Genomic DNA, 22,600 nt, shown 5'->3' with positions numbered 1-22,600 from the left:
TACCCTAGAGGCATGGACTTCCTCGACGAGATCGTGCTGACAGGGCTGACCGTGTTCGGCCACCACGGCGTCTACCCGCACGAGCGGGAGAACGGGCAGGAGTTCACGGTCGACCTCCGGTTGCGGCTCTCCCTCGAACAGGCCGCCGCGTCCGACGATGTGGCCGACACCGTGCACTATGGCGAGCTCGCGGAGCGGGTGGCCGCCGTCGTCGCGGGGGAGCCGGTGAACCTCATCGAGACCCTGGCCGAGCGGATCGCGGACGTCGCCCTCGGCGACCGCCGCGTGCAGCAGGTGACCGTGACGGTGCACAAGCCGCAGGCACCGATCGCCCCGATCTTCGACGACGTGGCCGTGACGGTGCATCGGACTCGCGCTCCGGAGTCGCTGGAGGACATCACCACATGAGCCGCAACCTCACCCGCCCGCCGGAGGTGCCGGGCCCCCGAGCTCCGCGCCCCGAGACGGTGGCGGTCGTCGCGCTCGGCGCCAATCTCGGAGACCGAGAGGACACGATCCGCGCCGCGGCCGCGCGCATCGGGCGGCTCCCGCTCGTCTCGGACGTGCGCCTGTCGCGCCTGTTCGAGACGGTGGCGCTCCGTGTGGACGGCCCCGATCCGGACGCCCCCGGGTATGTGAACGCGGTGGCTCTGGTGACCACCCGGCTCGCTCCCGAGATCCTCCTCGGCATGCTGCACGCCATCGAGGACGAGAACGGCCGCGTGCGCGGCGAGCGGTGGGGCGACCGCACCCTCGACCTCGACCTCATCGCCTACGGCGACGTCGTCTCGGACGACCCCCGGATCCAGCTGCCCCATCCGCGGGCGGCGGAGCGGCTGTTCGTCCTGGAGCCGTGGCTCGACATCGACCCCGACGCCGAGCTCGTGGGGTGCGGCCGGGTCGCCGATCTGGCGGCGGACCTTCGCGCGCGAGGCGAGGGATGAAGCGCACCTCCGCCGGACTTCTCGCCGTCCTCGCGCTCGTCGGCGCCGGGGCCGGCTTCATCCTCGACCAGATGCTCACGGCGACGGGGCGGGCCACGTTCACGCCGTCCCTCTTCCTCCCGGTGCTGCTCGTCCTCATCGCGGGCGCATCGCTCGGGGTGGCCTGGCCGGTGCGGCGCAGCGTCCGCTCCGGGGTGCGCATCGACCCGTTCCGTGCCCTCCGGGCCGCGACCCTCGCGCGGGCGTCCAGTCTGCTGGGGGCGATCCTGGCGGGCTTCGGGGCAGGACTGCTGGCCTTCCTCCTCACGCGCCCCATCGATCCCCCGATAGGGTCGACTGTGGCCATGGTGGCGCTGATCGCGAGTGCGGTCGTGCTCGTCATCGCCGCTCTCGTCGCCGAACAGTTCTGCACCCTGCCGAAGGATCCTGATGACTCAGAACCCAGAGACCGCGCCCCTGAACCCGGCGGAGGGCACTGACCTCGGCGCCCTCGACCAGGGCACCTACACGGGGCTGCGCACGGCGCGCAACGAGGCCCGCCTCGAGCTCGACGGCACCTGGCACCAGATCTCGCCGCGCTACGTGGTGTCGCAGATCGTGCAGAACGTCATCTTCCTGGCGATCGTCGTGGCGGCGGCCGTCGTGCTGAACATCGTGCTCGAACAGGACTGGGTGTGGATCCCGGCCGGGGTCATCATCCTCATCACGCTCGTGACGCTGGTCATCCTCCCGCGGCAGGCGCGGGCGATCGGCTACATGCTGCGGGCGGACGACATCGTGTTCCGCAAGGGCATCCTGTGGCAGCGCATGATCGCCGTGCCGTATGGCCGCATGCAGCTCGTCGACATCACCCAGGGGCCGCTCGACCGGGCGTTCGGCATCTCCCAGCTCAAGATGGTCACCGCCGCGGCGACCACCGGTGTGCAGATCCCCGGCCTCACCCAGTCGGCGGCCGAGGCGCTGCGCGACACGCTCATCCAGGTCGCCGAGACCCGCCGGACCGGCCTGTGAGCGAGTCGCAGCTCCCCACCGCCTCGCCGGGGCAGACCTCCGCGGGCACACCGTCGACGCACCTCGCGGACGGTGAATGGCACCGGATGCATCCGCTCACGCCGCTCTTCAAGGGCGGCCTGGCGCTCATCATCGTGGGTGGCATCGTGATCGCGAACATGCGCGACCGGGTCATCGCCTGGCTCGTCGGGCAGTTCGCGCCCGAGGAAGCGCACTACGACGACTACACCGGCGGCGACCCGGTGGACTGGGTGCTCGCGAACAACTTCGCGCTCATCGCGTTGCTGGGTGTCCTGGCGCTCGTCGTGGTGCTCGTGGCGATCTTCTGGTTCGTCTGGCGCTTCCAGCAGTTCCGCATCACCGGCGACCATGTCGAGGTGCGCAAGGGCATCATCTTCCGTTCCCATCGCCGTGCTCCCCTCGACCGCGTGCAGGGTGTGAACCTCACGCGGCCGTTCCCGGCACGCATCATCGGCCTCGCGAAGCTCGAGGTCGTCGGCGCGGGCACCGACGCGAACGTCGCGCTCGAGTACCTGGCGACGCCGCGCGCCGAAGGCGTGCGCGCCGAGATCCTTCGCCTGGCCTCCGGGGCTCGTGCCGCGCGGCACGCGGCGTTGGATCCGCAGGGCGCAGCGACGCCGGGCGGGACCGCTCCGGCTTCCACCCGGGCACAGCTCGTCGGCTCGATGAACGAGGGCGTCAACGGCCTGCTCGCCGGTGTGGACCTGCAGGACGTCGTCCCCGAGAGCGTCGTCAAGATCCCGGCCGGCCGGCTGATCGGCTCGCAGCTCATCTCCGGGCTGCTGTGGCTGGTCTTCTTCGGCGTGATCTTCGCGATCGCGATCGGCAGCACCCTCATCGGCATCCTCGTCGACGGCGATCCCGACGGCGGGATCGTCCTCCTCGGCATCGGTCTCGGCATGGGCGTCCCCATGGTCATCGCCGTGGTCGGTATCACGTGGGCGCAGATCTCCAAGTCGCTGCGCTACTCCATCGCGCCCACCCCCGACGGCGTGCGCATCACCTACGGGCTGCTCACCACCGTCACCGAAACCCTGCCGCCCGGCCGCATCTTCGCGGTCGAGGTGTCGCAGTCCCTGCTCTGGCGGCCGTTCGGCTGGTGGACCATCAAGATCAACCGGATGAGCGGCAAGAGTGCCGCGCAGCAGTCGTCGAGCAGCGGTCAGCAGTTCAACGTCGTGCTTCCGGTCGGCAAGCGCGCGGACGTGGAGCGGGTGCTGTCGCTCGTGCTGCCCGACGTGCCGGCTGAGAGCATCCCCGCGCTGTGGGACCAGGGCGTCGTCGGTCCGACCGACGCCGACCCCTACCGGACGATGCCGCGCCGGGCCTGGTGGCGGCGACCGTTCTCCTGGAAGCGCCACGGCTATACGGTGACGACGGACGGCCTGCTCCTGCGCCGCGGCATCGTGTGGCGCAAGCTCGCGGTCTTCCCGCTCGCGCGTCTCCAGGGCGTTTCGCTGAGCCAGGGGCCTATCGACCGGGCCCAGGGGGTCTCCGGTGCACAGGTGCACACCGTGCCCGGGCCGATCACCGGCCTCCTCTCGGGGCTCGAGCGCGCCGACGCCCTTGCGCTGCTCAACGAGGTCAGCGTCGCCGCGGCCGAGGCGGCGTCCCGCGACCACACCCACCGCTGGAGCGAGCACGCCGCGGCCGGAATTCCGGTCGCACCGCCCGCTCCGCCGGTGTTCGGGGGTCCTGCGACGCCGACGTCTCCCGCATTCGGAGGGGCGGCATCCGCTCCGTCCGCTCCGTCCGCTCCGCCGGCTCCGCCCGCGGGCGTTCCGGGGCCCGCGACGCCGCCGCCTCCGGTCCCGCCCGTCCGGACGCCTCCGGTGACGCCGCCGCCGGCGCCTCCGGTCACGGCGCCTCCGGTCACTCCGCCCTCCGTTCCACCGGTGGCGCCGCCACCGCCGCAGACGGCGGCGCCGTCCGCCCCGCCGGCGTCGCCCGGCTCGGTCGTGCCTCCGACGCCACCGATCCCGCCGGCGCGACCGGACGCGCCGCGCGAGGAGTGAGCGTGGTGCGTGACGGCCGTCTCGGCGTCGGCATCGTCGGCGCGGGGCGTGTGGGCCCTGTTGTCGGCGCCGCGTTGGCCGGAGCCGGACATGCGATCGTCGGGATCACGAGCGGATCGGACGACGAACGTGCGTCCGCGGTTCTCCCGGGCGTCCCGGTGCTGGACACCCAGGAGGTCGTGCGGCGCGCCGAACTGGTGGTCCTCGCGGTCCCCTCCGCCGAGCTTCCGGCCCTCGTCTCGGGCATCGCGGAGCTGGGCGGGTGGCAGATCGGCCAGCTCGTCCTGCACACCGATCCGGCGCAGGGCATCGAGGTCCTGCGCCCGGCGGCGGAGCGCGGTGCCATCCCGTTGGCGGTGCATCCGGCGATCACGTTCACCGGGACCTCGATCGATCTCCGACAGCTGCAGGCGGGATTCGCGGCGGTCACCGCTCCCGCCGCCGTGCTCCCGATCGCCCAGGCGCTGGCTGTGGAGATGGGGTGCGAACCGGTCGTCATCGCCGAGGCCGACCGTCCCGCCTATGCCGATGCGATCGCCACGGCCACGGAGTTCTCCCGCTCGATCATCGGCCAGTCGACCTCGCGGCTCCGTGAGATCGGCGTCGAGAATCCGGGCGGGTTCCTCTCCGCGCTGGTGCAGTCGACCGTCGAGCGGGCGCTGCGCGACGCCTCAGAACCGCCGCCACTCGTCTGATCGGGTGCGGGCGTGTGATCGTGCGCGCAGCGCCGCCAGCCGACCGCTTCCCGGCTCAGCGTCCTCCGGAGAAGCCGCCGCCGCCGCCGCCACCGGAGAATCCGCCGCCGAACGAACCGCCGCTGCTGGATGATGTGCCGGTGGACGGTGCGGAGTACGTCGCCGCCGCCGTGGAGGAACTCATGAACGCCACGAGCGAGGTGCGAAGCGCGAAGGATGCGGGGTCGCCGATCCAGGATGGGCCGTGCGTCTCCTGGCTGTATGCCGTCTCGAGCACGCGGCCCCACTCCTCCTCCATGCCGAACAGCATCGCGTAGGGGAGGAGGCGCTCGTAGATGTGGATGACGTCCACGCCCTCGTCGGTACGTCGTTCCGCCCCGGTGTAGGACTGCAGCATCCGCAGCCGGTCCTCCTCGGCGACGCGGATGAACTCGCGCACCCCCTGCAGGTGTTCGTACGCCTGTGCTCCCTCCGGAGTCAGGACCGTGTGCCGCGAGAAGGTGAAGAAGCTGGAGGCCGCGACGAGGAGGGCTCCGACGGAGATGGCCAGAAGCGCGGGGCCGGCGGACAACCGTCCGGATGCGACGGCGACGACGGCGACGACGAGACCGGCGACGGCGAGGGCGATCGCCACGGACTGCAGGATGACGGCCGCGCGGCTGCGCACCCTGGTCGTCAGGCCCCGGCGGGCGGCCTCTTCGCGTCCGTTCGTCGTCAGCGCCGTCATCCGCGTTGCGAATGCCTCACTCTCGGCCGGCAGGTCCACGACGCCGTCCGCACCCGCGTGGAGGAAGAGCGCGTCGAGCGCAGCCTGATCGAGGGGACTCGGCGCGCTGCCGTGGGGCCGTCGTCGAAGCCGTGGTGCTCCGGTCGACGTCCCGTCCTCGATGCGCAGCGCGCCGCGGACGGCGAGGTGCACGATCTCGGCAGGGATCACGTTCTCGGCTCCGGGCAGGATCGCGGCGGCGAGGAGGGGCGGCTGGTCGTCGGGGACGTCGTACTGCGCCACGATGATCCCGGTGGCGCGACGCCGACGTCGTGCAGCGCCCACGGCGACTGCCCATCCGACCGCGGACAGACCCACGGCGCCGGCGGCAGCGACGGCAGGCCCGAGATCGGCGACCGCGTCGGGCATGCGGGCAGCGGGCTGAGTCACTGAGCCGGGATCGAAGCCGACGGCCACCGTCACACCGTCCGCGGCGGGCAGAGGCCCGGCTTCGACGTGGAAGGAAGCGGCTTCTCCGTCCGCTATCGGTCCCTCCAGGTCGCAGGGCTCGGTGGATCCGGAGGGGCCGATGTAGCACTTCGTCGCGCCGGTGAGATGGGCGGTCAGCACGGCGTCGAACCGGATGTCGGCCTGGAACGCCTCGATCGGTTGCGTGCTGTCGAGCGGGAGGAGATCCCAGTAGAACTCGTCTGCGGCGTGGGTGCCGGACGGGTCGGGTGCGCTCCCGACGATGATGTCGCGCATCTCGTACTCGATGACGTAGGTGGTGAGGCCGTGGACGAAGTCGTCGTCGCCGGTGAGGATGAAGAGCGTCCCGTCATCCTCGTCGGTCTCATACGGGACGGCGGCTCCGTCCTCATCGGTGACCGCGAGCACCCGGGTGTCGATGTCAGCGTTCTTGTATGCCGTCGCCAGGCCGCGCACGATGCCGCGGTTCTGGTCGGCGTCGGGGAATCGCGCGACGAGCGTCTCCCTCACCTGCATGTGGGCCCGGCCGTCATCGTCGAGCCCGACGTCGTACACCGCGTCCCACGAGGCGTAGGAGAACTCGTCCACATCGGCGGCGGAGACGACGGTGGTCGCGGTCGCCGGGGTCACCGCGACGGCGACTTCCGGCGCGAGGACAGGGACGGTGGCGAGAGCGACGACGGCGCTCGCACGGAGGATCCGAGTGGGGGCCATGCTTCGAGGCTACCCAGCACGCCGCGCGGCGAGGACGTCCCGCGCCATCTCGGTAAACTGGGGAGGACTTCCAAGGAGCCCCGCACATGACTGATGCGCCCGCCGCGCCCGAAACGGCCTCGGCCGCCCCTTCCACCGAAGAGGACATCCACGAGCAGAAGGCCGTCCGCCTCGCCAAGCGCGAGCGTCTGATCGAGAAGCGCTCGGACGCCGGCGGCGGCGCCTTCCCTGTCGCGGTGCCGGTGACGCACAGCATCCCCGCACTGCGTGCGGAGTACGGCGACCTCGAGCCCGGCGCCGAGACCGGCGTGGTCGTCGGCGTCGCGGGGCGCGTGGTGTTCAGCCGCAACACCGGCAAGCTCTGCTTCGCCACGCTCCAGGCCGGCGACGGCACCCGCATCCAGGCGATGATCTCCCTTGCCAATGTCGGCGAGGAGTCGCTCGCCGACTGGAAGGAGTACGTCGACCTCGGTGACCATGTCTTCGTGCACGGCGAGGTCATCTCCAGCCGCCGCGGTGAGCTGTCGATCATGGCGGACGACTGGACCATCGCGTCGAAGGCGATCCTGCCGCTTCCCAACGCCTACGCCGAGCTCAGCGAAGAGGGGCGTGTGCGCAGCCGCTACCTCGACCTGATCGTGCGTGAGCAGGCGCGGACGACCGTGCGTGCGCGCGCGGCGGTGAACGCGAGCCTGCGGGCGACCTTCGCCGCCCACGGGTACCTCGAAGTGGAGACGCCGATGCTGCAGGTGCAGCACGGCGGTGCATCCGCCCGCCCCTTCGTCACCCACTCCAATGCGTTCGACACCGAGCTCTACCTCCGCATCGCGCCGGAGCTGTACCTGAAGCGCGCGGTCGTGGGCGGGATCGAGCGGGTGTTCGAGATCAACCGGAACTTCCGCAACGAGGGCGCCGACTCGACGCACAGCCCGGAGTTCGCGATGCTCGAGGCCTACCAGGCCTACGGCGACTACAACCAGATGGCGGCCCTCACGCAGGAACTCGTCCAGCAGGCCGCGGTCGCCGTCGCGGGGTCGACCACGGTCACCTGGGCGGACGGCACCGAGTACGACCTGGGCGGCGAGTGGGACCGCATCTCGATGTACGAGTCCCTTTCCGCCGCCTCCGGACGGACGGTCACGCCCGCGGACTCCGTCGACGACCTGATCGCCTTCGCTGAGGCGAACGGGGTCGACGTGCCGCCTCAGGCCACGCACGGGAAGCTGGTCGAGGAGCTCTGGGAGCACTTCGTGAAGGGTGACCTCGTGCGGCCGACCTTCGTCATGGACTTCCCCGTCGACACATCTCCCCTCGTGCGCGAACACCGGTCCGTCGAGGGCGTCGTGGAGAAGTGGGACCTCTACATCCGGGGCTTCGAGCTGGCGACCGGCTACTCCGAGCTCGTGGACCCCGTCATCCAGCGCGAACGCTTCGTCGAGCAGGCGAAGCTCGCCGCGCGAGGCGATGTCGAGGCCATGCCGATCGACGAGGAGTTCCTGCGGGCTCTCGAGCACGGCATGCCGCCGTCCGGGGGCATGGGGATGGGCATCGATCGACTCCTGATGGCGATCACCGGCCTCGGGATCCGCGAGACCATCCTCTTCCCGCTGGTCAAGTAGAAGCGACGCGCTCACGCTCCACGCCGCCCGTGGAACGCCCACTCCGGCAGAACGGCGCCGCACATCATGGTGTCCAGCAGCAGCGCGAGGCTGTACCCGGGATCGATCTCCCTCGCCATGTCGAGGTAGCGACCTGCGTGCGTGGCCCGGCCGAGCGCCCAGGAGAGCCAGGCCGCGACCGTGAGCGGGCCGGGGCGTGCTGCCCGCGGTGCCAGGGCGGTGGCGTCTCGGACGGCGTGCAGCGCCGCGCGGAGGCGCTCCCCGTCCGGCGCCGGGCCGCGGCCGAGGAACACTCGTCCGATGTCGTCGGGCACCGGCGCGCCGGAGGCGGCGAAAGCCAGCTGCGCCTCCATGGTGCGAATGCCCCGACGGTGATCGGTGGCCCACTGGGCGATCGCCGCATCGCGCACCGGCGGACGTCCGAGACACCACACGAGCGCTGCGGTGTCGAACGGCCGCAGACTGTCGTGGTGATGGACCACTGACTCGAGGAAAGCGGGGATGTCGTCGAGGAGCGCGCACGCCGAGATCACCTCCGGCTCTGCGGAACGAGAGGGGTCGGCCTGCCCTGGCGCGAGGGCGGCGTCGAGCCCGCGCAGGATGCGCGCCATCTGGTCCTCCTCCGCGGCGGAGACCGGCGGGAGCCCCGCGCCGGAGAACTGATCGCCGGAGACGTCGCCGAGGGAGGAGGCATCCGGCGGCGGAACGATGTCCGACAAGGGATGCAGCGTCGGATCCTCGTCGTCATACCGGGCCCATCCCTCGGGCGTCACACACAGGGCCTCGACGGTACGCAGCCCCGCTTCCTCGGCACATCCGAGAAGGGTGTCCACCGTCACAGCCTGAGGGAGGACGAGGCCATCTGGCGTCGTCTGGGGTGGTTCATCGGTGTACACGACGACGGCCAGCGCATCCGTACCGGGGACGCGGCCGAGCAACTCGACGGCCGCGGCGGCGTACTGCAGGGGAGGAACGGCGGCGTCGGGCAGATCGAGGCGCATCGCCCCGTCGCTGCGGCTACCGTGGAACGGGAGGAGGGCGATGCTCTCGTGCGGCGTGAACCCTGCGAGGGCGGGCACGATGCCGAGGAACTGGGCGGAGTCGGAGGCGCGGAGCACGGTTGTCATGAGGAGAGGTTCGCGTGCCCCCGTCTCCGTCGGAGCGGGTCCGGCGCGATGTGGACGAGATTCCTGTGAAGCGGCGCCTGTGCACGAGTAGTCGCTCGCGTACGATGGAGGCATGGACAACTTCTGGCTCGCCGCGGCATGGTCGCTCCTGCCGACGGTCGGCGTCAGCATCGTCTTCTTCGTCGTTCTCCGCGGCATCCTCCGGTTCGACCGCACGGAGCGGAAGGTCCACGCGCAGATCGAGGCCGAGGAACGCGCCGCGCGCGGACTGCCTCCGCGGGCCTGAGTCCGCCCCATCCGCTACTGTGAAGCGAGCGCGCCGGGTCCGGCGCGACCCGGGGTGACGACGATCCCCGGTGTGGGTGAGGGGGCGTGATGACCGCGGAGTCCTGGGGCTGGTGGGTCGCCGCCTTCGTGCTGGTGCTCGACATCATCATCCGCGTCACCGCGATCATCGTCATCCCGCGCAACCGCCGGCCCACCGCGGCGATGGCCTGGCTCCTCGCCGTGTTCTTCATCCCGGTGGTCGGCGTCTTCCTGTTCCTGCTGATCGGCAACCCCCGCCTGCCGCGTGCGCGGCGCCGCAAGCAGGAGCAGATCAACGAGTACATCGCGGAGACCAGCGAGCACCTCCACTTCGGGACGCTCCGGCCGAACGCCCCCGCCTGGTTCGGGCCGATCGTGCAGATGAATCAGCGCCTCGGCGCTCTGCCGCTCTCCGGCGACAACGGCGCGCACCTCATCTCCGACTACCAGGAATCACTGGACGAGATGGCGGAGGCGATCCGCACGGCGCAGGACTACGTGCACGTCGAGTTCTACATCCTGCAGTCCGACGACTCGACGGACAACTTCTTCCGCGCCCTCGAAGAGGTCGCGGCGCGGGGCGTCGCCGTTCGCGTGCTCCTCGACCACTGGGCGAACCGCGGCAAGCCCCGCTACCGCCAGACCATCGCCCGTCTCAACGAGATGGGCGCCGAGTGGCATCTGATGCTCCCGGTGCAGCCACTCAAGGGCAAGATGCAGCGCCCTGATCTGCGCAACCACCGCAAGCTGCTCGTCGTGGACGGCAACATCGCCTTCCTGGGATCGCAGAACATCACCGACTCCACCTACAACCTGCCGAAGAACATCCGACGCGGTCTGCACTGGGTCGATCTGATGGTGAGGCTCGACGGACCGGTGGTCTTGAGCGTCAACGCGATCTTCCTCAGCGACTGGTACAGCGAGACCGATGTCGTGCTGGAGGAGATCGACATCTCTCACGCCAACATCGGATCGGGGGACCTGGACTGCCAGGTGGTGCCGTCCGGTCCCGGCTTCGAGGTCGAGAACAACCTGCGCCTGTTCCTCGCGCTCCTCTACGCGGCGAAGAAGCAGATCATGATCGTCAGCCCGTACTTCGTCCCGGACGAGGCTCTGCTGCTGGCGGTCACCGCGGCCGTCGACCGCGGTGTCGAGGTGCAGCTGTTCGTCTCGGAGGAGGGCGACCAGGCGATGGTCTACCACGCCCAGCGGAGCTACTACGAAGCGCTGCTGCGCGCGGGGGTGCGGATCTGGATGTACCGGAAGCCCTACATCCTCCACACGAAGAGCCTCACGATCGACGATGAGGTGGCCGTCATCGGGTCGAGCAACATGGACATGCGCTCGTTCGGCCTCAACCTCGAGGTCTCGATGCTCGTCCGCGGCCAGGAGTTCGTCGCCGAGATGCGCGAGGTCGAGGACAAGTACCGGTCGTTGAGCCGGGAGCTGACCCTCGAGGAATGGATGCAGCAGCCCCTGCGCTCCACCGTGCTCGACAACCTGGCACGGCTGACCTCCGCGCTGCAGTGACCGCGCATTTCGTCAAGCCCCATTTCGGGCGGGGGAACCCGCCGCTAGCCTGAGGGCATGACTCCCCGCAGGCTTGTGATCGCCGTGTCCTCCGCGCTCGCCGCCGCTCTCGTCCTCGCCGGCTGCACGGTCGGTCCCGGCGGAGCGGCACCGCACTCGACGTCCGACCCGTCCAGCGGTCCCGGGAGTGCGGGGAGCAGCGACGACCAGGACGACATGGACGCGACGCTCCTCGACGACGGACGGATGTTCGCCATCGTGAGCTGGGGATCCTCGACGTGCCTGCCCCAGGTCGACGACATCACCGCCGAGGGACAGCGGGTCTCGGTCACCCTCGTCGAGCCGGACGCCGATGGTGCGACGGAACAGGCCTGCACGGCCGACCTCGCACCGCGCGCGAGCCTGGGCGCGCTGCCCGAGGGGGTCGACCCGACGAAGGACATCACTCTCGTCGTGACGTACGGGGACCTGCTGGACGAGATCGACGTCGATGCCGATCCCGACGCCACGGCGACACCGGGATCGTCGACCGAGTATCAGCCTTCGGCCGGCTGGTTCGACGACGGTGGGCTCGTCCTCCTGACCTGGGGATCCTCCAGCTGTGCTCCGGTCGTCGAGTCCGTCGAGGGCGAGGGGTCCACGGGGACCGTCACGTTCGTCACCGACGAGAACCAGGTGTGCACCATGGACATGGCGCCGCGGGGCACGGTGATCGAGTTCGCCGAGGACGAGGTCGATGATGATGGTCCGTTCCAGCTGACCCTGGTCGGCGGCGGTCTGGAGGGCACTGTCGACGTGCGCTGAGGAGGCGACTCCTCAGAGGATGTGCACCGGGTGCCCGGTGGGCAGAGCCAGCAGGAGTGCGCCGGGGTCGGCACGGCAGGTGACGCGCACGGCCTCGCCGAACTCGTCGCCGTCGAGCTCGATGGGCGTGGGGGCGGGCGCCGCAGCTTCGGCGCGGGCGCCCCGGAAGTAATGGACGGACGCGTCCGTGCCACGGCGCTCGAGCACGAGCCGTCCGGCACGGAACCGGCGCAGCACGGAGTTGTCCCACCAGATCTTGCGCCAGACGCCGAGCCAGCCGAGGACGCCGGTCGGCTGGATGACCGCGACGTCGAGGGTCGCGTCGGTGATCGACGCGTCGGGGATCAGGGAGATGCCGGCCGGAAGGGTGCCGCAGTTCGCGAACAGGATGCTGTGCACCTTCGTGGAGTGCAGGCGCCCTGTGCCGATCTGGTAGACCGCGCGGAAGGGCTTCGCGCGGGGGAGTGACCGGGCGGCGCCGTCGACGTAGGCGATCCAGCCGACGGACTTCTTCAGATCGGCACGGGTGTTCGCGATCATGTCGGCGTCCAGGCCGATGCCGGCGAGCACGACGAACGCATGCTCCTCCTCGCCGCCGTCCTCCCTGGTCATCCGGGCCCAGCCGATGTCGATGGGGTGGTGGAAGTCGCCGAGGGCGGCACGGATCATCTCCGCGGGGTCGGCCAGCGGGAGACCGAGGTTGCGCGCGAGAAGGTTCCCGGTGCCGCTCGGGACGATCGCGAGTGGCACGCCCGTATTGGCGATGGCTTCGGCGACCGCCCGCACCGTGCCGTCGCCGCCGGCCACGAGCACGACGTCCACCCCGCGCGCGAGCGCTTCCGCCGTCGCCCCCTGCCCCGCGTCCTCCACGGTCGTGGGGTAGAAGGCGGGGTGGTCCCATCCGGCCTCGCGGGACAGGTCGCGGACCTGGGCGCGCAGACGCTTCCCGTCGACCTTCACCGGGTTGTACACGAGCGCCGCCTGCTTCAGAACGGGAGGACTCGTGGTCATGGCGCTACTCTAGACCGGCATCGTCCGAGGAGAGCAGCACGGGTGGAGGGATACCCGGCAGCCCGGTCCCCGGGCGCACACCTCGTAGACTTGCGGCATGATCGACCTCGCACTCCTCCGCGACAACCCGGAGATCGTCCGCCGTTCGCAGGCTGCCCGTGGCAATGACCAGAGCACCGTCGACGTCGCACTCGAGGCCGACCGATCGCGCCGCGCCGCGCTCGCCGCGTTCGAGGAGCTGCGCGCCGAGCAGAACGCGTTCGGCAAGCAGGTGGCGAAGGCGCCCAAGGAGGAGAAGGCGGCCCTCGTCGCGCAGGCCAAAGACCTCGCGGACCGCGTCAAGCAGGCCCAGCACGCGGCGAACGAAGCGGCCGAGGCCGCTGCCACGGCACTCGCGCGGATCGAGAACGTCGTGATCGACGGCGTCCCGGCCGGCGGCGAGGAGGACTTCGTCGAGCTCCGTCGCGTGGGCGAGGTCCCGGCGTTCGACTTCGAGCCGCGCGACCACCTCGAGCTCGGTGAGCTTCTCGGCGCCATCGACATGGAGCGGGGGGCCAAGGTCTCCGGTGCGCGCTTCTACTTCCTGCGCGGGATCGGTGCCCGACTCGAGATCGCGCTCATGAACCTCGCTCTCGACAAGGCGTTGCAGAACGGCTTCGTCCCCCTCATCACGCCCACCCTCGTGCGCCCTGAGATCATGCAGGGCACGGGGTTCCTGGGGGAGCACGCCGATGAGGTGTACCACCTCGACAAGGACGACGACCTCTACCTCGTCGGCACCAGCGAGGTCGCTCTTGCCGGGTATCACAAGGACGAGATCGTGGACCTCGCAAGCGGGGCCCTCCGTTATGCCGGATGGTCCACGTGCTACCGCCGGGAAGCCGGCTCGCACGGCAAGGACACCCGGGGCATCATCCGCGTGCATCAGTTCAACAAGCTGGAGATGTTCGTCTACACCACGGCTGAGGACGCCGAGGCCGAGCACCTGCGCCTCGTCGCGCTGCAGGAGGAGATGCTGACCTCGCTCGGCCTCGCATACCGGGTGATCGACGTCGCCGCGGGAGACCTCGGGCCGAGCGCGGCGCGGAAGTACGACATCGAGGCCTGGGTGCCCACACAGGGCGCGTTCCGCGAGCTGACCTCCACCTCGAACTGCACGACCTTCCAGGCGCGTCGTCTGGACGTGCGCTACCGCCCTGCCGTGGAGGAGGGCGGTACGGCGCCGAAGACCCAGCACGTCGCGACCCTCAACGGCACGCTCGCGACGACGCGCTGGATCGTCGCCCTGCTCGAGACGCACCAGCAGGCGGACGGCTCGGTGCGGGTTCCGGAGGTCCTGCGCCCCTACCTCGGCGGACTCGAGGTGATCCGCCCGCTCGCCGACGAGCAGAGCACCCGGTGACGGCGCCCTGGCTGGTCGGCCTCGACGTCGACGGGACCATCCTCCTGCAGGACGAGACGATGAGCCCCGGTGTTCCTGAGGCCGTCGCCCGCGTCCGCGACGCGGGACACGTGGTGACCATCGCGACCGGTCGCAGCTGGATGGCGACCCGTCGCTACGTGGAGGAGCTCGGCCTCACCGCCGAGTACGTGGTGTGCTCCAACGGCGCCGTCACGATGCGCCGCGACGGGGACGACTGGGAGCGCTGGCACGTCGAGACCTTCGACCCGACACCCGTGCTGGCGCTGTTGCGGGACCGGCTCCCGGACGCGCGGTACATGGTGGAGCTCGGCTCGGGGCAGCGGCTGTTCACCGAGCAGCTCGACGACTGGACGCTCGACGGCGGCCGTCAGGTCGACTTCGAGGAGCTCGGGGCCCTCCCCGTCTCCCGGATCGTCGTCGTTTCACCCGGGCACGACGAGGACGACTTCCACCGGCTCGTCGCCGATGCCGGGCTCAACGAGGTCTCGTATGCGATCGGCTGGACGGCCTGGCTGGACATCGCACCGCAGGGAGTGGACAAGGGCACGGCCCTGGAACGCGTGCGCGACGAGCTCGGTCTCGACGCCGCGCGCGTGCTCGTCGCCGGAGACGGACGCAACGACATCGGCATGTTCGGCTGGGCGCGCAGCGGCGGTGGGCGCGCGGTGGCCATGGGACAGGCGCCGGTCGAGGTGAAGGACGCCGCGGGGGAGATCACCGCCGACGTCGAGCAGGGAGGGCTCGCCAGCGCCCTGGACACGCTTCCAGCGCCCGCCCAGGTCGACGCCGGAGAATAGAACTCGGCTAGACTCGCGCCTGGTCGACAGATGCTTCTGTCGGGAGGGTTGTCCGAGCGGCCGATGGAGCTGGTCTTGAAAACCAGTGGGCAGAGATGTCTCGTGGGTTCGAATCCCACACCCTCCGCTTCCTGAGCGCGGTACCCCCGCCGCGCTGAATCCGAAAGGGCCCGAGTGAGCGACAACACCCGCCGCCGCCGCACCGTCGCGCGACATGGTCAGCTGCGTTCGCCCGGCGCCGTCAGCCAGCTCCTCCGGCTTCTCGCGATCAGCATGGCGGTGGTCCTCGTCAGCGGCATCGGCGTCGCGGCCTACTTCTACCTCGATTTCTCCAGCACCGTCTCGGCGAACGCCGTCGACCTCGACGGGCAGGAAGACGTGCCGCCGGACATCGGCGAGTACAAGGGCGGCTTCAACCTCGTCCTCACCGGCGTCGACACGTGCGAGGACGACTACAAGCAGTACTTCGGCGATCGGTGCACCGGCGGGGATGCCGAGGGCACCCTCAACGACGTGAATCTGCTCGTGCACGTCTCGGAGGAGCCGCGGCGGATCACGGTCGTCAGCTTCCCGCGCGACCTGATGATCCCCATCCCGTCCTGTGAGGACGAGGACGGCAACGCCACCGCCGCGATGAGCAAGCAGCCCCTGAACGTCGCCTACACCGACGGCGGACTGAACTGCGTCGTCCGCACGATATCGGCCCTCACGGACCAGGAGGTGCAGTTCGCCGCCTCCGTGACGTTCGGCGGCGTCATCGAGATCACCAACGCGATCGGCGGCGTCGACGTCTGCCTCGCCAACCCGATCCGCGACCGCTACACGGGTCTCGACATGGCAGCCGGCACGCACACCGTCCAGGGGCTCGAGGCTCTGCAGTTCCTCCGCACCCGTCACGGCGTCGGCGACGGCAGCGACCTGGGCCGCATCGGCAACCAGCAGCAGTACATGTCGAGCCTCGCCCGCAAGCTCATCAGCGGCGAGGTGCTGGGCAACGTGCCGGTGATGCTGAAGCTCGCCAACACGGGCATCCAGAACCTGGAGACGAGCACGTCGCTCGCCGATCCGATGACGATGGTGAAGATCGCTCTCGCCGTGAAGTCGGTGCCGTTCGAGGACATCGTGTTCGTGCAGTACCCGACCCTGGAGGACTGGGACGACCCGAACAAGGTCGTGCCGAACGACGAGGCCGCCGCGGCCCTCTGGGACGCGATCGAGGCCAACGCCCAGCTGCAGATCACGCACGAGAACACCAGCAACGACGGTGTCGTCGTGCAGGAGCCGACGACACCCACCGAGCCCGCCGAGCCCACCACCCCGACGCAGGAGGCGACGCCGACCCCGACGACCGCTCCGGACGTCGTGGCGCTGCCCGATTCGATCAAGGGCAACTCCGCCGCGCAGCAGACGTGCTCGAACGGCAACGTGCGCTGATCAGCGCTCAGGCGCTCCGCGGGCGGTAGACCGTCGGCGGGTGCGTCGTCGCCACGAGGGCGCGAAGCTCCGAGAGCTCGGCAGGCGCCGCGCCGAGCGCCCGCGCCTGCATGAGGACGTTGCCGAGGGCCGTCGCCTCGACGGGGCCGGCCAGGACGGGAACCCCGGTGCGGTCCGCCGTCGCCTGGCACAGGAGCCGGTTGAGGGACCCGCCCCCGACGAGGTGGATGACGTCGACGGGGTGCCCGGCGAGACCGCCCGCCGTCCGGACGGCGTCGGCGAACGCGGTGGCGATGCTCTCCACGACGAGCCGGACGAACGCGGGACGCGAGGCGGGGACGGTGGTGCCGCGGGAACGCAGGAGATCGCTGATACGCGCAGGCATATCGCCGGGGGCCGAGAGCGCGGGGTCGTTCGCATCGAACACCCCCGACGGCGGCGCCGCGGCAGCAGCTTCGGCGAGCAGCCCCGACAGGTCGATGGGCGCTCCGTCCTCGTCTTCCCAGGCTCGCACGGTCTCGCTGAGGAGCCAGAGTCCGGTCACGTTGTGGAGGACGCGGAAGCGGTCGTCCACGCCGCGTTCGTTGGTGAAGTTGGCGTCCCTTGCCGCCCCCGTGAGGATCGGCTCGACCCGCTCGACCCCGACCAGCCCCCAGGTGCCGCAGGAGATGTACGCGGCACGGGGCGAGGTCATCGGGACGGCGACCACCGCCGAGGCGGTGTCGTGCGAACCCACGGCGATCACCGGCAGATCCGCGCCGATGCGCTCCGCGACCTCGGGGCGCAGCCGACCGATGACCATGCCGGGGTCGACGAGGTCCGGCAGGAGGGAGGCGTCGATGCCGAGGCGGGTCGCGAGCGCCCGGTCCCAGGTGCCGGACTCCACATCCAGCAGCCCCGTCGTCGAGGCGTTGGTCCGTTCGGCGACGCGGGCGCCGGTGAGGAGGAAGGCGAGGAGGTCCGGGATGAGGAGCGCGGTGTCGGCGTCGTGCCTGAGTTCGTCCGCCCGGAGCTGGTAGAGCGTGTTGAACGGGAGGAACTGCAGGCCGTTGCGCGCGTGGAGGTCGTCGAACGGGACGAGGGCGTGCACCTCGGCCACTCCTCGAGCGGTGCGATCGTCACGGTAGTGGAACGGCTCCGCGAGCAGCTCTCCGGCGCGGAGGAGGCCGTAGTCGACGGCCCACGAGTCGATCCCGATCGACTCGATCCCCGGTTCCCGGCTGACCGCTTCGGCCAGGCCGTCGAGCACATGGGCGACGAGCGCGTCGAAGTCCCAGTGCAGACCGTCGGCGCGGGTGACTGGGCCGTTCGGGAAGCGGGAGACCGGCTCGAGCTCCAGGACGCCCGGCCCCACCCGGCCGATCATCACGCGGCCGCTCGTGGCGCCGAGATCCACCGCCGCGACCGCACGGACGTGTCGTGCGGTCGCGGGCGAGCGGTCGTCGGTCATCGCAGGAACGCCGCGGCGACGCCGGAATCGACGGGGATGTGCAGACCGGTGGTCCGGCTCAGCTCGGGACCGGTCAACACGAAGACGGCGTCCGCGACGTTCTCGGGGACGACCTCGCGCTTGAGGATGGTGCGGTTGGCGTAGAACTGGCCCAGGTCTTCTTCCTTGACGCCGTAGGTGGCCGCCCGGTTCGCTCCCCACCCGGAGGCGAAGATGCCGGAACCGCGGACCACGCCGTCGGGGTTGATCCCGTTGACCCGGATGCCGTGCTCGCCGAGTTCCACCGCGAGCAGTCGCACCTGGTGCGCCTGGTCGGCCTTCGTCGCCGAGTACGCGATGTTGTTCGGACCGGCGAAGACGGAGTTCTTGGAGGAGATGTAGATGATGTCGCCGCCGAGTCCCTGATCGATGAGCACCCGGGCTGCCGCCTTCGAGACGAGGAACGAGCCCTTCGCCATCACGTCGTGCTGGAGATCCCAGTCCTTCTCGGTCGTCTCCAACAGCGGCTTCGACAGCGAGAGACCCGCGTTGTTCACGACGAGGTCGAGGCCGCCGAACGCGAGCACCGCCTCGTCGATCGCCGCCTGCACCGCGTCGGCGTCGGCGACATCGGCGGCCACGCCGATGGCGACGTCCTCGTTCCCGAGCTCGGCGGCCGCGGCTCTGGCCTTGTCCAGGTCGAGGTCGGCGATGACGACGCAGGCGCCCTCCGCGGCGAGGCGCGTCGCGATGGCCTTGCCGATCCCGCTCGCGGCACCGGTGACGAGGGCGATGCGGCCCTGGTGGGATTTCGGCTTCGGCATCCGCTGCAGCTTCGCCTCCTCCAGCGCCCAGTACTCGATGCGGAACTTCTCCGCGTCGGAGATGGGGGTGTAGGCCGACAAGGCCTCGGCACCGCGCATGACGTTGATCGCGTTGACGTAGAACTCTCCGGCGACCCGTGCGGTCTGCTTGTTCGCTCCGTACGAGAACATCCCGACGCCGGGCACGAGGACGATGAGTGGATCCGCACCTCGGATCGCGGGGGATTCGGCGGTCGCGTAGGCGTCGTAGTAGGCCTGGTAGTCGGCGCGGTAGGCGGCGTGGAGCTCCCGCAGGCGTTCCGTCTGCTCCTCCAGGGTCGCGGTGGTGGGCAGGTCGAGGAGGAGCGGCTTGACCTTGGTGCGCAGGAAGTGGTCGGGGCAGCTCGTGCCGAGAGCGGCGAGGGCCGGAGCCTTCTCGGAGGCCAGGAAGTCGAGGACCACGTCGCTGTCCGTGAAGTGGCCGACCATCGGCTTGTCCGTCGACGCGAGCCCGCGGATGGTGCCGGCGAGGGCGGCCGCCCGTGCGCGGCGCTCCGGCATGGCCTCGAAGCCCGATCGCGTGCCGCCGAACGGTGTGGGGGAGCCGTGCTCCGCGATGTGGGCGGCGGCGGTGTCGATCATCCACCGGGAGTTCGCCTCCGCCTCCTCCGAGGTGTCGCCCCACGCCGTGATGCCGTGGCCGCCGAGGATCGTGCCGATGGCCTGCGGGTTCTCCGCCTTGATCTGCGCGATGTCCAGTCCGAGCTGGAAGCCGGGGCGGCGCCACGGCACCCAGACGACCCGATCGCCGAAGATCGTCGTCGTGAGCTCCTCGCCGTCGGCCGCGGTGGCGATCGCGATGCCCGAGTCGGGGTGGAGGTGATCCACGTGCGGGGCGTCGACCAGGCCGTGCATCGCGGTGTCGATCGAGGGGGCGGCGCCGCCCTTGCCGTGCAGGCAGTAGTCGAACGCGGCGACCATCTCGTCCTCCCGCTCGACCCCCGGATAGACGTCGACGAGCGCGCGCATACGGTCGAGGCGGAGGACCGCGAGGCCGGCCTCGGTCAGGGTGCCGAGATCACCGCCGGAGCCCTTCACCCAGAGGAGCTCGACCGGCTGCCCCGTCACCGGGTCGATCTCGGTGCCCTTGGCGGAGGTGTTGCCGCCCGCGTAGTTCGTGTTCTTCGGGTCGGCGCCCAGGCGGTTGCTCCGCGCGATCAGTTCGGCGGCGGTGGGGTTCGTCATGTGAGTCCTCGGTTCGTGAGTGAAGATGCCCGGTCGACGCCGGAGAGTCAGGGGAGTTGCAGGATCCGAGCCGCGAACCGATCGATCGTCGCGGCGAAAGCGGATTCCTCGGGGCGATTGAGGTGGCCGTGGGTGGTGCCCGGCTCGACGACGACTTCGACCTCGACGCCGGCAGCGGCGAGGGAGCGGGCGAACGCCTCGCCGGATACTCGGAGCTCGTCGGTCTCGTCGTTGACCATGATGGTGGGCGGGAAGGAGGAGAGTGCTGCGGGCTCTGCGGTGCCGGGGACGGCATAGACGTCCGCCGTGTCGGGGTCGCTCCCGAGGTAGTTCTCGTACATGCCGCGCACGAAATCGGGGGTGAACACGTCCGCGGAGGGATCTCCGTCGAGCAGGGCACGCAGCTCCGGGTCGGGAGCGGCCTGCACCGCTTGCAGGGTCGGGTACGCGAGGACGGCGAGTGCGGGCACGGCGCCGCCCTCGTGCGCGAGGCGGAGCGCCGCGCCGGTGGCGAGATTGCCGCCTGCGCTGGCTCCGCCGATCGCCCAACCTCGCGACGCGACGTCCGACATGGCGGCCCAGCGGAACGCGGAGACCATCTCCTCGTGCGCGACGGGGTAGTGCACGCCGCCGCGCCTCTCCGCGCCGAGGCGTGCGCTCCACTCGGCTGTCATCGGGGCGAGGGCGTAGTCCACGCTCATGACCGCGATTCCGCGATCTGCGAACGCCCGTGCGACGGCGTCGGCCTCCGGCATGTCGATGTCCCCGCCCGCGAATCCGCCGCCGTGAGCCCACACCAAGCCGTGGCCGCTCGGCGACTCCGGGGAGTAGACGCGCACGCGCAGCGGCCCGTGCGGCCCGTCGAAGACGTGATCGTGGATGTCGTGCGCGCTCATACGCTCAGGCTCCCCAGCCCGCCTGCACGCCACCCACGCGCTCCTCCGCGATCCGCTGCCCGTACCCGGAGGCCGCGTACGCCGCCATCGGGTCCACAGGCAGCCCGCGCTCCTCTCGCCACGCGGCCAGGGCCGGGCGGACGTCGGTGGAGAAGGCGTCCATGAAGACGGCGTTCGCCGCGAGCACGTCGCCGCTGCGCTGGGCGGTCGCCAGCGCTTCGCGGTCGACGAGCAGGGCGCGCGCGGTCATCTCCTGCACATTCAGGACGGAGCGGATCTGCCCGGGGATCTTGTCCTCGATGTTGTGGCACTGGTCCAGCATGAAGGCCACGTCGGGGTTGTTCAGCCCGCCGCCCCGGATCACCTCGAACAGGATCCGGAACAGCTGGAACGGGTCGGCGGCACCCACGATGAGGTCGTCGTCCGCATAGAAGCGGGAGTTGAAGTCGAACGAGCCGAGCTTGCCGAGGCGCAGCAGCTGCATCACGATGAACTCGATGTTGGTGCCCGGCGCATGGTGACCGGTGTCGAGGCAGACCATCGCCTTGTCGCCGAGGGCGGTCACCTGCACGTAGGACGTCCCCCAGTCCGGGACGTCGGTGTGGTAGAACGCCGGCTCGAAGAACTTGTACTCGAGCACGAGGCGCTGGTGGTCGCCGAGACGCGCGTAGATCTGCTGCAACGAGTCGTGCAGGCGATCCTGGCGTCCACGCAGGTCGGCCTGACCCGGGTAGTTCGACCCCTCGGCCAGCCAGATCTTCAGGTCGCGGCTGCCGGTGGCGTCCATGACGTCGATGCAGGCCAGGTGGTGGTCGATGGCCTTGCGGCGCACGGCCGCATCCTCGTGGGTGAGGGCGCCGAACTTGTAGTCGTCGTCTTGGAAGGTGTTGGAGTTCACGGTGCCGAGGGCGACGCCGTGGTCCTCGGCATGACGGCGCAGATCGTCGAACGAGTCGACCAGATCCCACGGGATGTGCAGCGCCACGGTCGGGGCGAGCCCCGTGTGGGCGTGGACCTGCGCGGCGTCGGCGATCTTCTCGTACGGGTCGCGGGGCGTGCCGGGAGTGCTGAACACCTTGAACCGGGTCCCGGAGTTGCCGAACGCCCAGCTGGGCAGCTCGATGCTCTGCTTCTCGAGCGCGGCGAGGATGTCGGGGGTGAGGATGCTCACGATGCACGGCCTTCGTTGTCGGTGGCGGGTGTGGCGCTCTCGCCGGCGGCGGCGAGCTGGTCTTCGAGGTGGAACACCTCGGTGAGAGGGGTTGCGGCCTGATCGGGACGGCCGTCGAGGTCGAGGAAGAAGGGGGCCATCTCGGCCTCCCAGCGTGCGGCGACGGGGGAGGCGGCGAGGTACGCCTGCGCGGCCGCGTCGTCATCGGTCTCGTAGTAGCCGAAGAGCACGCCACCGCTTCCGAGGAAGAGGCTGTAGTCGCGTCGTCCGGCGGCCGCGATCTCGCGGAGCATCTCCGGGCGCACCGGTGTGTGACGGGCGAGGTACTCGGGCAGCAGCTCGGGCTTCACCTGGAGCTGGAAGGCGACGCGGGTCATGCGATTCCTCCCGGGGTCCGGCCGGCGCCCGCA

The 22,600-nt window shown here is 70.4% G+C and carries 21 protein-coding genes and 1 tRNA gene; 14 read left to right on the top strand and 8 right to left on the bottom strand.

Annotated elements, in window-relative coordinates; translation table 11 throughout:
- Nucleotides 1–12 precede the first annotated feature (12 nt).
- From folB to KVS71_RS05145, 6 genes are read left to right on the top strand one after another with little or no spacing between them, the layout of a single operon-like run.
- Nucleotides 13–408, top strand: coding sequence for a dihydroneopterin aldolase (gene folB / locus KVS71_RS05170; protein WP_217584070.1), 396 nt, complete (start codon nt 13–15; stop codon nt 406–408).
- Nucleotides 405–944 carry a 2-amino-4-hydroxy-6-hydroxymethyldihydropteridine diphosphokinase gene (gene folK / locus KVS71_RS05165; protein WP_060921543.1) on the top strand — a complete coding sequence of 180 codons (540 nt, stop codon included), beginning with the start codon at nt 405–407 and terminating at the stop codon, nt 942–944. Before folB ends, folK begins: the two co-directional genes overlap by 4 nt.
- Complete coding sequence (locus KVS71_RS05160) at nt 941–1,423, top strand: DUF3180 domain-containing protein (protein WP_025104584.1); 483 nt, start codon at nt 941–943, stop codon at nt 1,421–1,423. The genes folK and KVS71_RS05160 overlap by 4 nt, the downstream gene beginning before the upstream one ends.
- On the top strand, nt 1,374–1,955 hold the full coding sequence (locus KVS71_RS05155) for a PH domain-containing protein (protein ID WP_217584069.1): 582 nt from the start codon (nt 1,374–1,376) through the stop codon (nt 1,953–1,955). The genes KVS71_RS05160 and KVS71_RS05155 overlap by 50 nt, the downstream gene beginning before the upstream one ends.
- Nucleotides 1,952–3,991, top strand: a complete 2,040-nt coding sequence (locus tag KVS71_RS05150; RefSeq protein ID WP_368874555.1) for a PH domain-containing protein — start codon at nt 1,952–1,954, stop codon at nt 3,989–3,991. The genes KVS71_RS05155 and KVS71_RS05150 overlap by 4 nt, the downstream gene beginning before the upstream one ends.
- A 2-nt stretch (nt 3,992–3,993) precedes the next feature.
- Nucleotides 3,994–4,686, top strand: a complete 693-nt coding sequence (locus KVS71_RS05145) for a DUF2520 domain-containing protein (protein ID WP_060921443.1) — start codon at nt 3,994–3,996, stop codon at nt 4,684–4,686.
- A gap of 55 nt (nt 4,687–4,741) precedes the next feature.
- On the opposite strand, the gene KVS71_RS05140 is transcribed toward KVS71_RS05145, so the two are convergent.
- Nucleotides 4,742–6,595 (bottom strand): DUF2207 domain-containing protein, encoded by a 1,854-nt coding sequence (locus tag KVS71_RS05140; RefSeq protein ID WP_217584068.1) that lies wholly within the window; start codon nt 6,593–6,595, stop codon nt 4,742–4,744.
- Between the two features lie 86 nt (nt 6,596–6,681).
- Between KVS71_RS05140 and lysS the strand changes: the two genes are divergently transcribed.
- Complete coding sequence (lysS, locus tag KVS71_RS05135) at nt 6,682–8,214, top strand: lysine--tRNA ligase (protein ID WP_217584067.1); 1,533 nt, start codon at nt 6,682–6,684, stop codon at nt 8,212–8,214.
- Between the two features lie 11 nt (nt 8,215–8,225).
- Here the strand turns inward: lysS and KVS71_RS05130 are convergent, their stop codons facing one another.
- Entirely contained in the window at nt 8,226–9,341 is a 1,116-nt protein-coding gene (locus KVS71_RS05130) for a DUF4192 domain-containing protein (protein WP_217584066.1), read from the bottom strand.
- A gap of 112 nt (nt 9,342–9,453) precedes the next feature.
- Here KVS71_RS05130 and KVS71_RS05125 point away from each other — a divergent pair, with 112 nt between their 5' ends.
- The 3 genes from KVS71_RS05125 to KVS71_RS05115 all read left to right on the top strand — a co-directional run bounded on the left by KVS71_RS05125 (nt 9,454) and on the right by KVS71_RS05115 (nt 11,981).
- Entirely contained in the window at nt 9,454–9,627 is a 174-nt protein-coding gene (locus KVS71_RS05125; RefSeq protein ID WP_167627854.1) for a hypothetical protein, read from the top strand.
- Between the two features lie 89 nt (nt 9,628–9,716).
- On the top strand, nt 9,717–11,177 hold the full coding sequence (gene cls, locus KVS71_RS05120; RefSeq protein WP_060921411.1) for a cardiolipin synthase: 1,461 nt from the start codon (nt 9,717–9,719) through the stop codon (nt 11,175–11,177).
- Nucleotides 11,178–11,234: 57 nt separating this feature from the next.
- Nucleotides 11,235–11,981: a hypothetical protein gene (locus KVS71_RS05115; RefSeq protein ID WP_217584065.1), complete on the top strand. Its 747-nt coding sequence runs from the start codon at nt 11,235–11,237 to the stop codon at nt 11,979–11,981.
- A gap of 12 nt (nt 11,982–11,993) precedes the next feature.
- On the opposite strand, the gene KVS71_RS05110 is transcribed toward KVS71_RS05115, so the two are convergent.
- Nucleotides 11,994–12,992 (bottom strand): diacylglycerol kinase family protein, encoded by a 999-nt coding sequence (locus tag KVS71_RS05110; RefSeq protein WP_217584064.1) that lies wholly within the window; start codon nt 12,990–12,992, stop codon nt 11,994–11,996.
- Between the two features lie 97 nt (nt 12,993–13,089).
- Here KVS71_RS05110 and serS point away from each other — a divergent pair, with 97 nt between their 5' ends.
- From serS to KVS71_RS05090, 4 genes are all read left to right on the top strand, one after another.
- Complete coding sequence (gene serS, locus KVS71_RS05105) at nt 13,090–14,394, top strand: serine--tRNA ligase (protein ID WP_217584063.1); 1,305 nt, start codon at nt 13,090–13,092, stop codon at nt 14,392–14,394.
- Nucleotides 14,391–15,212, top strand: coding sequence for an HAD family hydrolase (locus KVS71_RS05100; protein WP_060921415.1), 822 nt, complete (start codon nt 14,391–14,393; stop codon nt 15,210–15,212). The genes serS and KVS71_RS05100 overlap by 4 nt, the downstream gene beginning before the upstream one ends.
- Before the next feature lie 42 nt (nt 15,213–15,254).
- Nucleotides 15,255–15,339 (top strand) — tRNA-Ser (locus KVS71_RS05095).
- Between the two features lie 47 nt (nt 15,340–15,386).
- On the top strand, nt 15,387–16,646 hold the full coding sequence (locus KVS71_RS05090; protein ID WP_060921416.1) for an LCP family protein: 1,260 nt from the start codon (nt 15,387–15,389) through the stop codon (nt 16,644–16,646).
- Between the two features lie 7 nt (nt 16,647–16,653).
- Here KVS71_RS05090 and KVS71_RS05085 read toward each other — a convergent pair whose 3' ends face one another.
- Genes KVS71_RS05085 through KVS71_RS05065 form a run of 5 tightly spaced genes read right to left on the bottom strand, consistent with a single transcriptional unit; the run spans nt 16,654 to nt 22,567 of the window.
- The gene (locus KVS71_RS05085) at nt 16,654–18,096 is read right to left on the bottom strand and encodes a rhamnulokinase family protein (RefSeq protein ID WP_217584062.1); all 1,443 of its coding nucleotides are present in this window, start codon (nt 18,094–18,096) and stop codon (nt 16,654–16,656) included.
- The gene (locus tag KVS71_RS05080; protein ID WP_217584061.1) at nt 18,093–20,123 is read right to left on the bottom strand and encodes a bifunctional aldolase/short-chain dehydrogenase; all 2,031 of its coding nucleotides are present in this window, start codon (nt 20,121–20,123) and stop codon (nt 18,093–18,095) included. The genes KVS71_RS05085 and KVS71_RS05080 overlap by 4 nt, the downstream gene beginning before the upstream one ends.
- Nucleotides 20,124–20,170: 47 nt before the next feature.
- A complete protein-coding gene (locus KVS71_RS05075) occupies nt 20,171–21,019 on the bottom strand; it encodes an alpha/beta family hydrolase (RefSeq protein ID WP_060921419.1) in 849 nt (282 codons plus the stop codon).
- A gap of 4 nt (nt 21,020–21,023) precedes the next feature.
- Nucleotides 21,024–22,190, bottom strand: a complete 1,167-nt coding sequence (gene rhaI / locus KVS71_RS05070; RefSeq protein ID WP_060921420.1) for an L-rhamnose isomerase — start codon at nt 22,188–22,190, stop codon at nt 21,024–21,026.
- Nucleotides 22,187–22,567, bottom strand: coding sequence for an L-rhamnose mutarotase (locus KVS71_RS05065; RefSeq protein ID WP_060921421.1), 381 nt, complete (start codon nt 22,565–22,567; stop codon nt 22,187–22,189). The genes rhaI and KVS71_RS05065 overlap by 4 nt, the downstream gene beginning before the upstream one ends.
- Between the last annotated feature and the right edge of the window lie 33 nt (nt 22,568–22,600).

It is taken from the genome of Microbacterium sp. GbtcB4, from assembly GCF_019091465.1.
In the GTDB taxonomy this organism is placed as follows: domain Bacteria; phylum Actinomycetota; class Actinomycetes; order Actinomycetales; family Microbacteriaceae; genus Microbacterium; species Microbacterium paraoxydans.
This window is presented reverse-complemented; position numbering and strand designations above follow the sequence as displayed.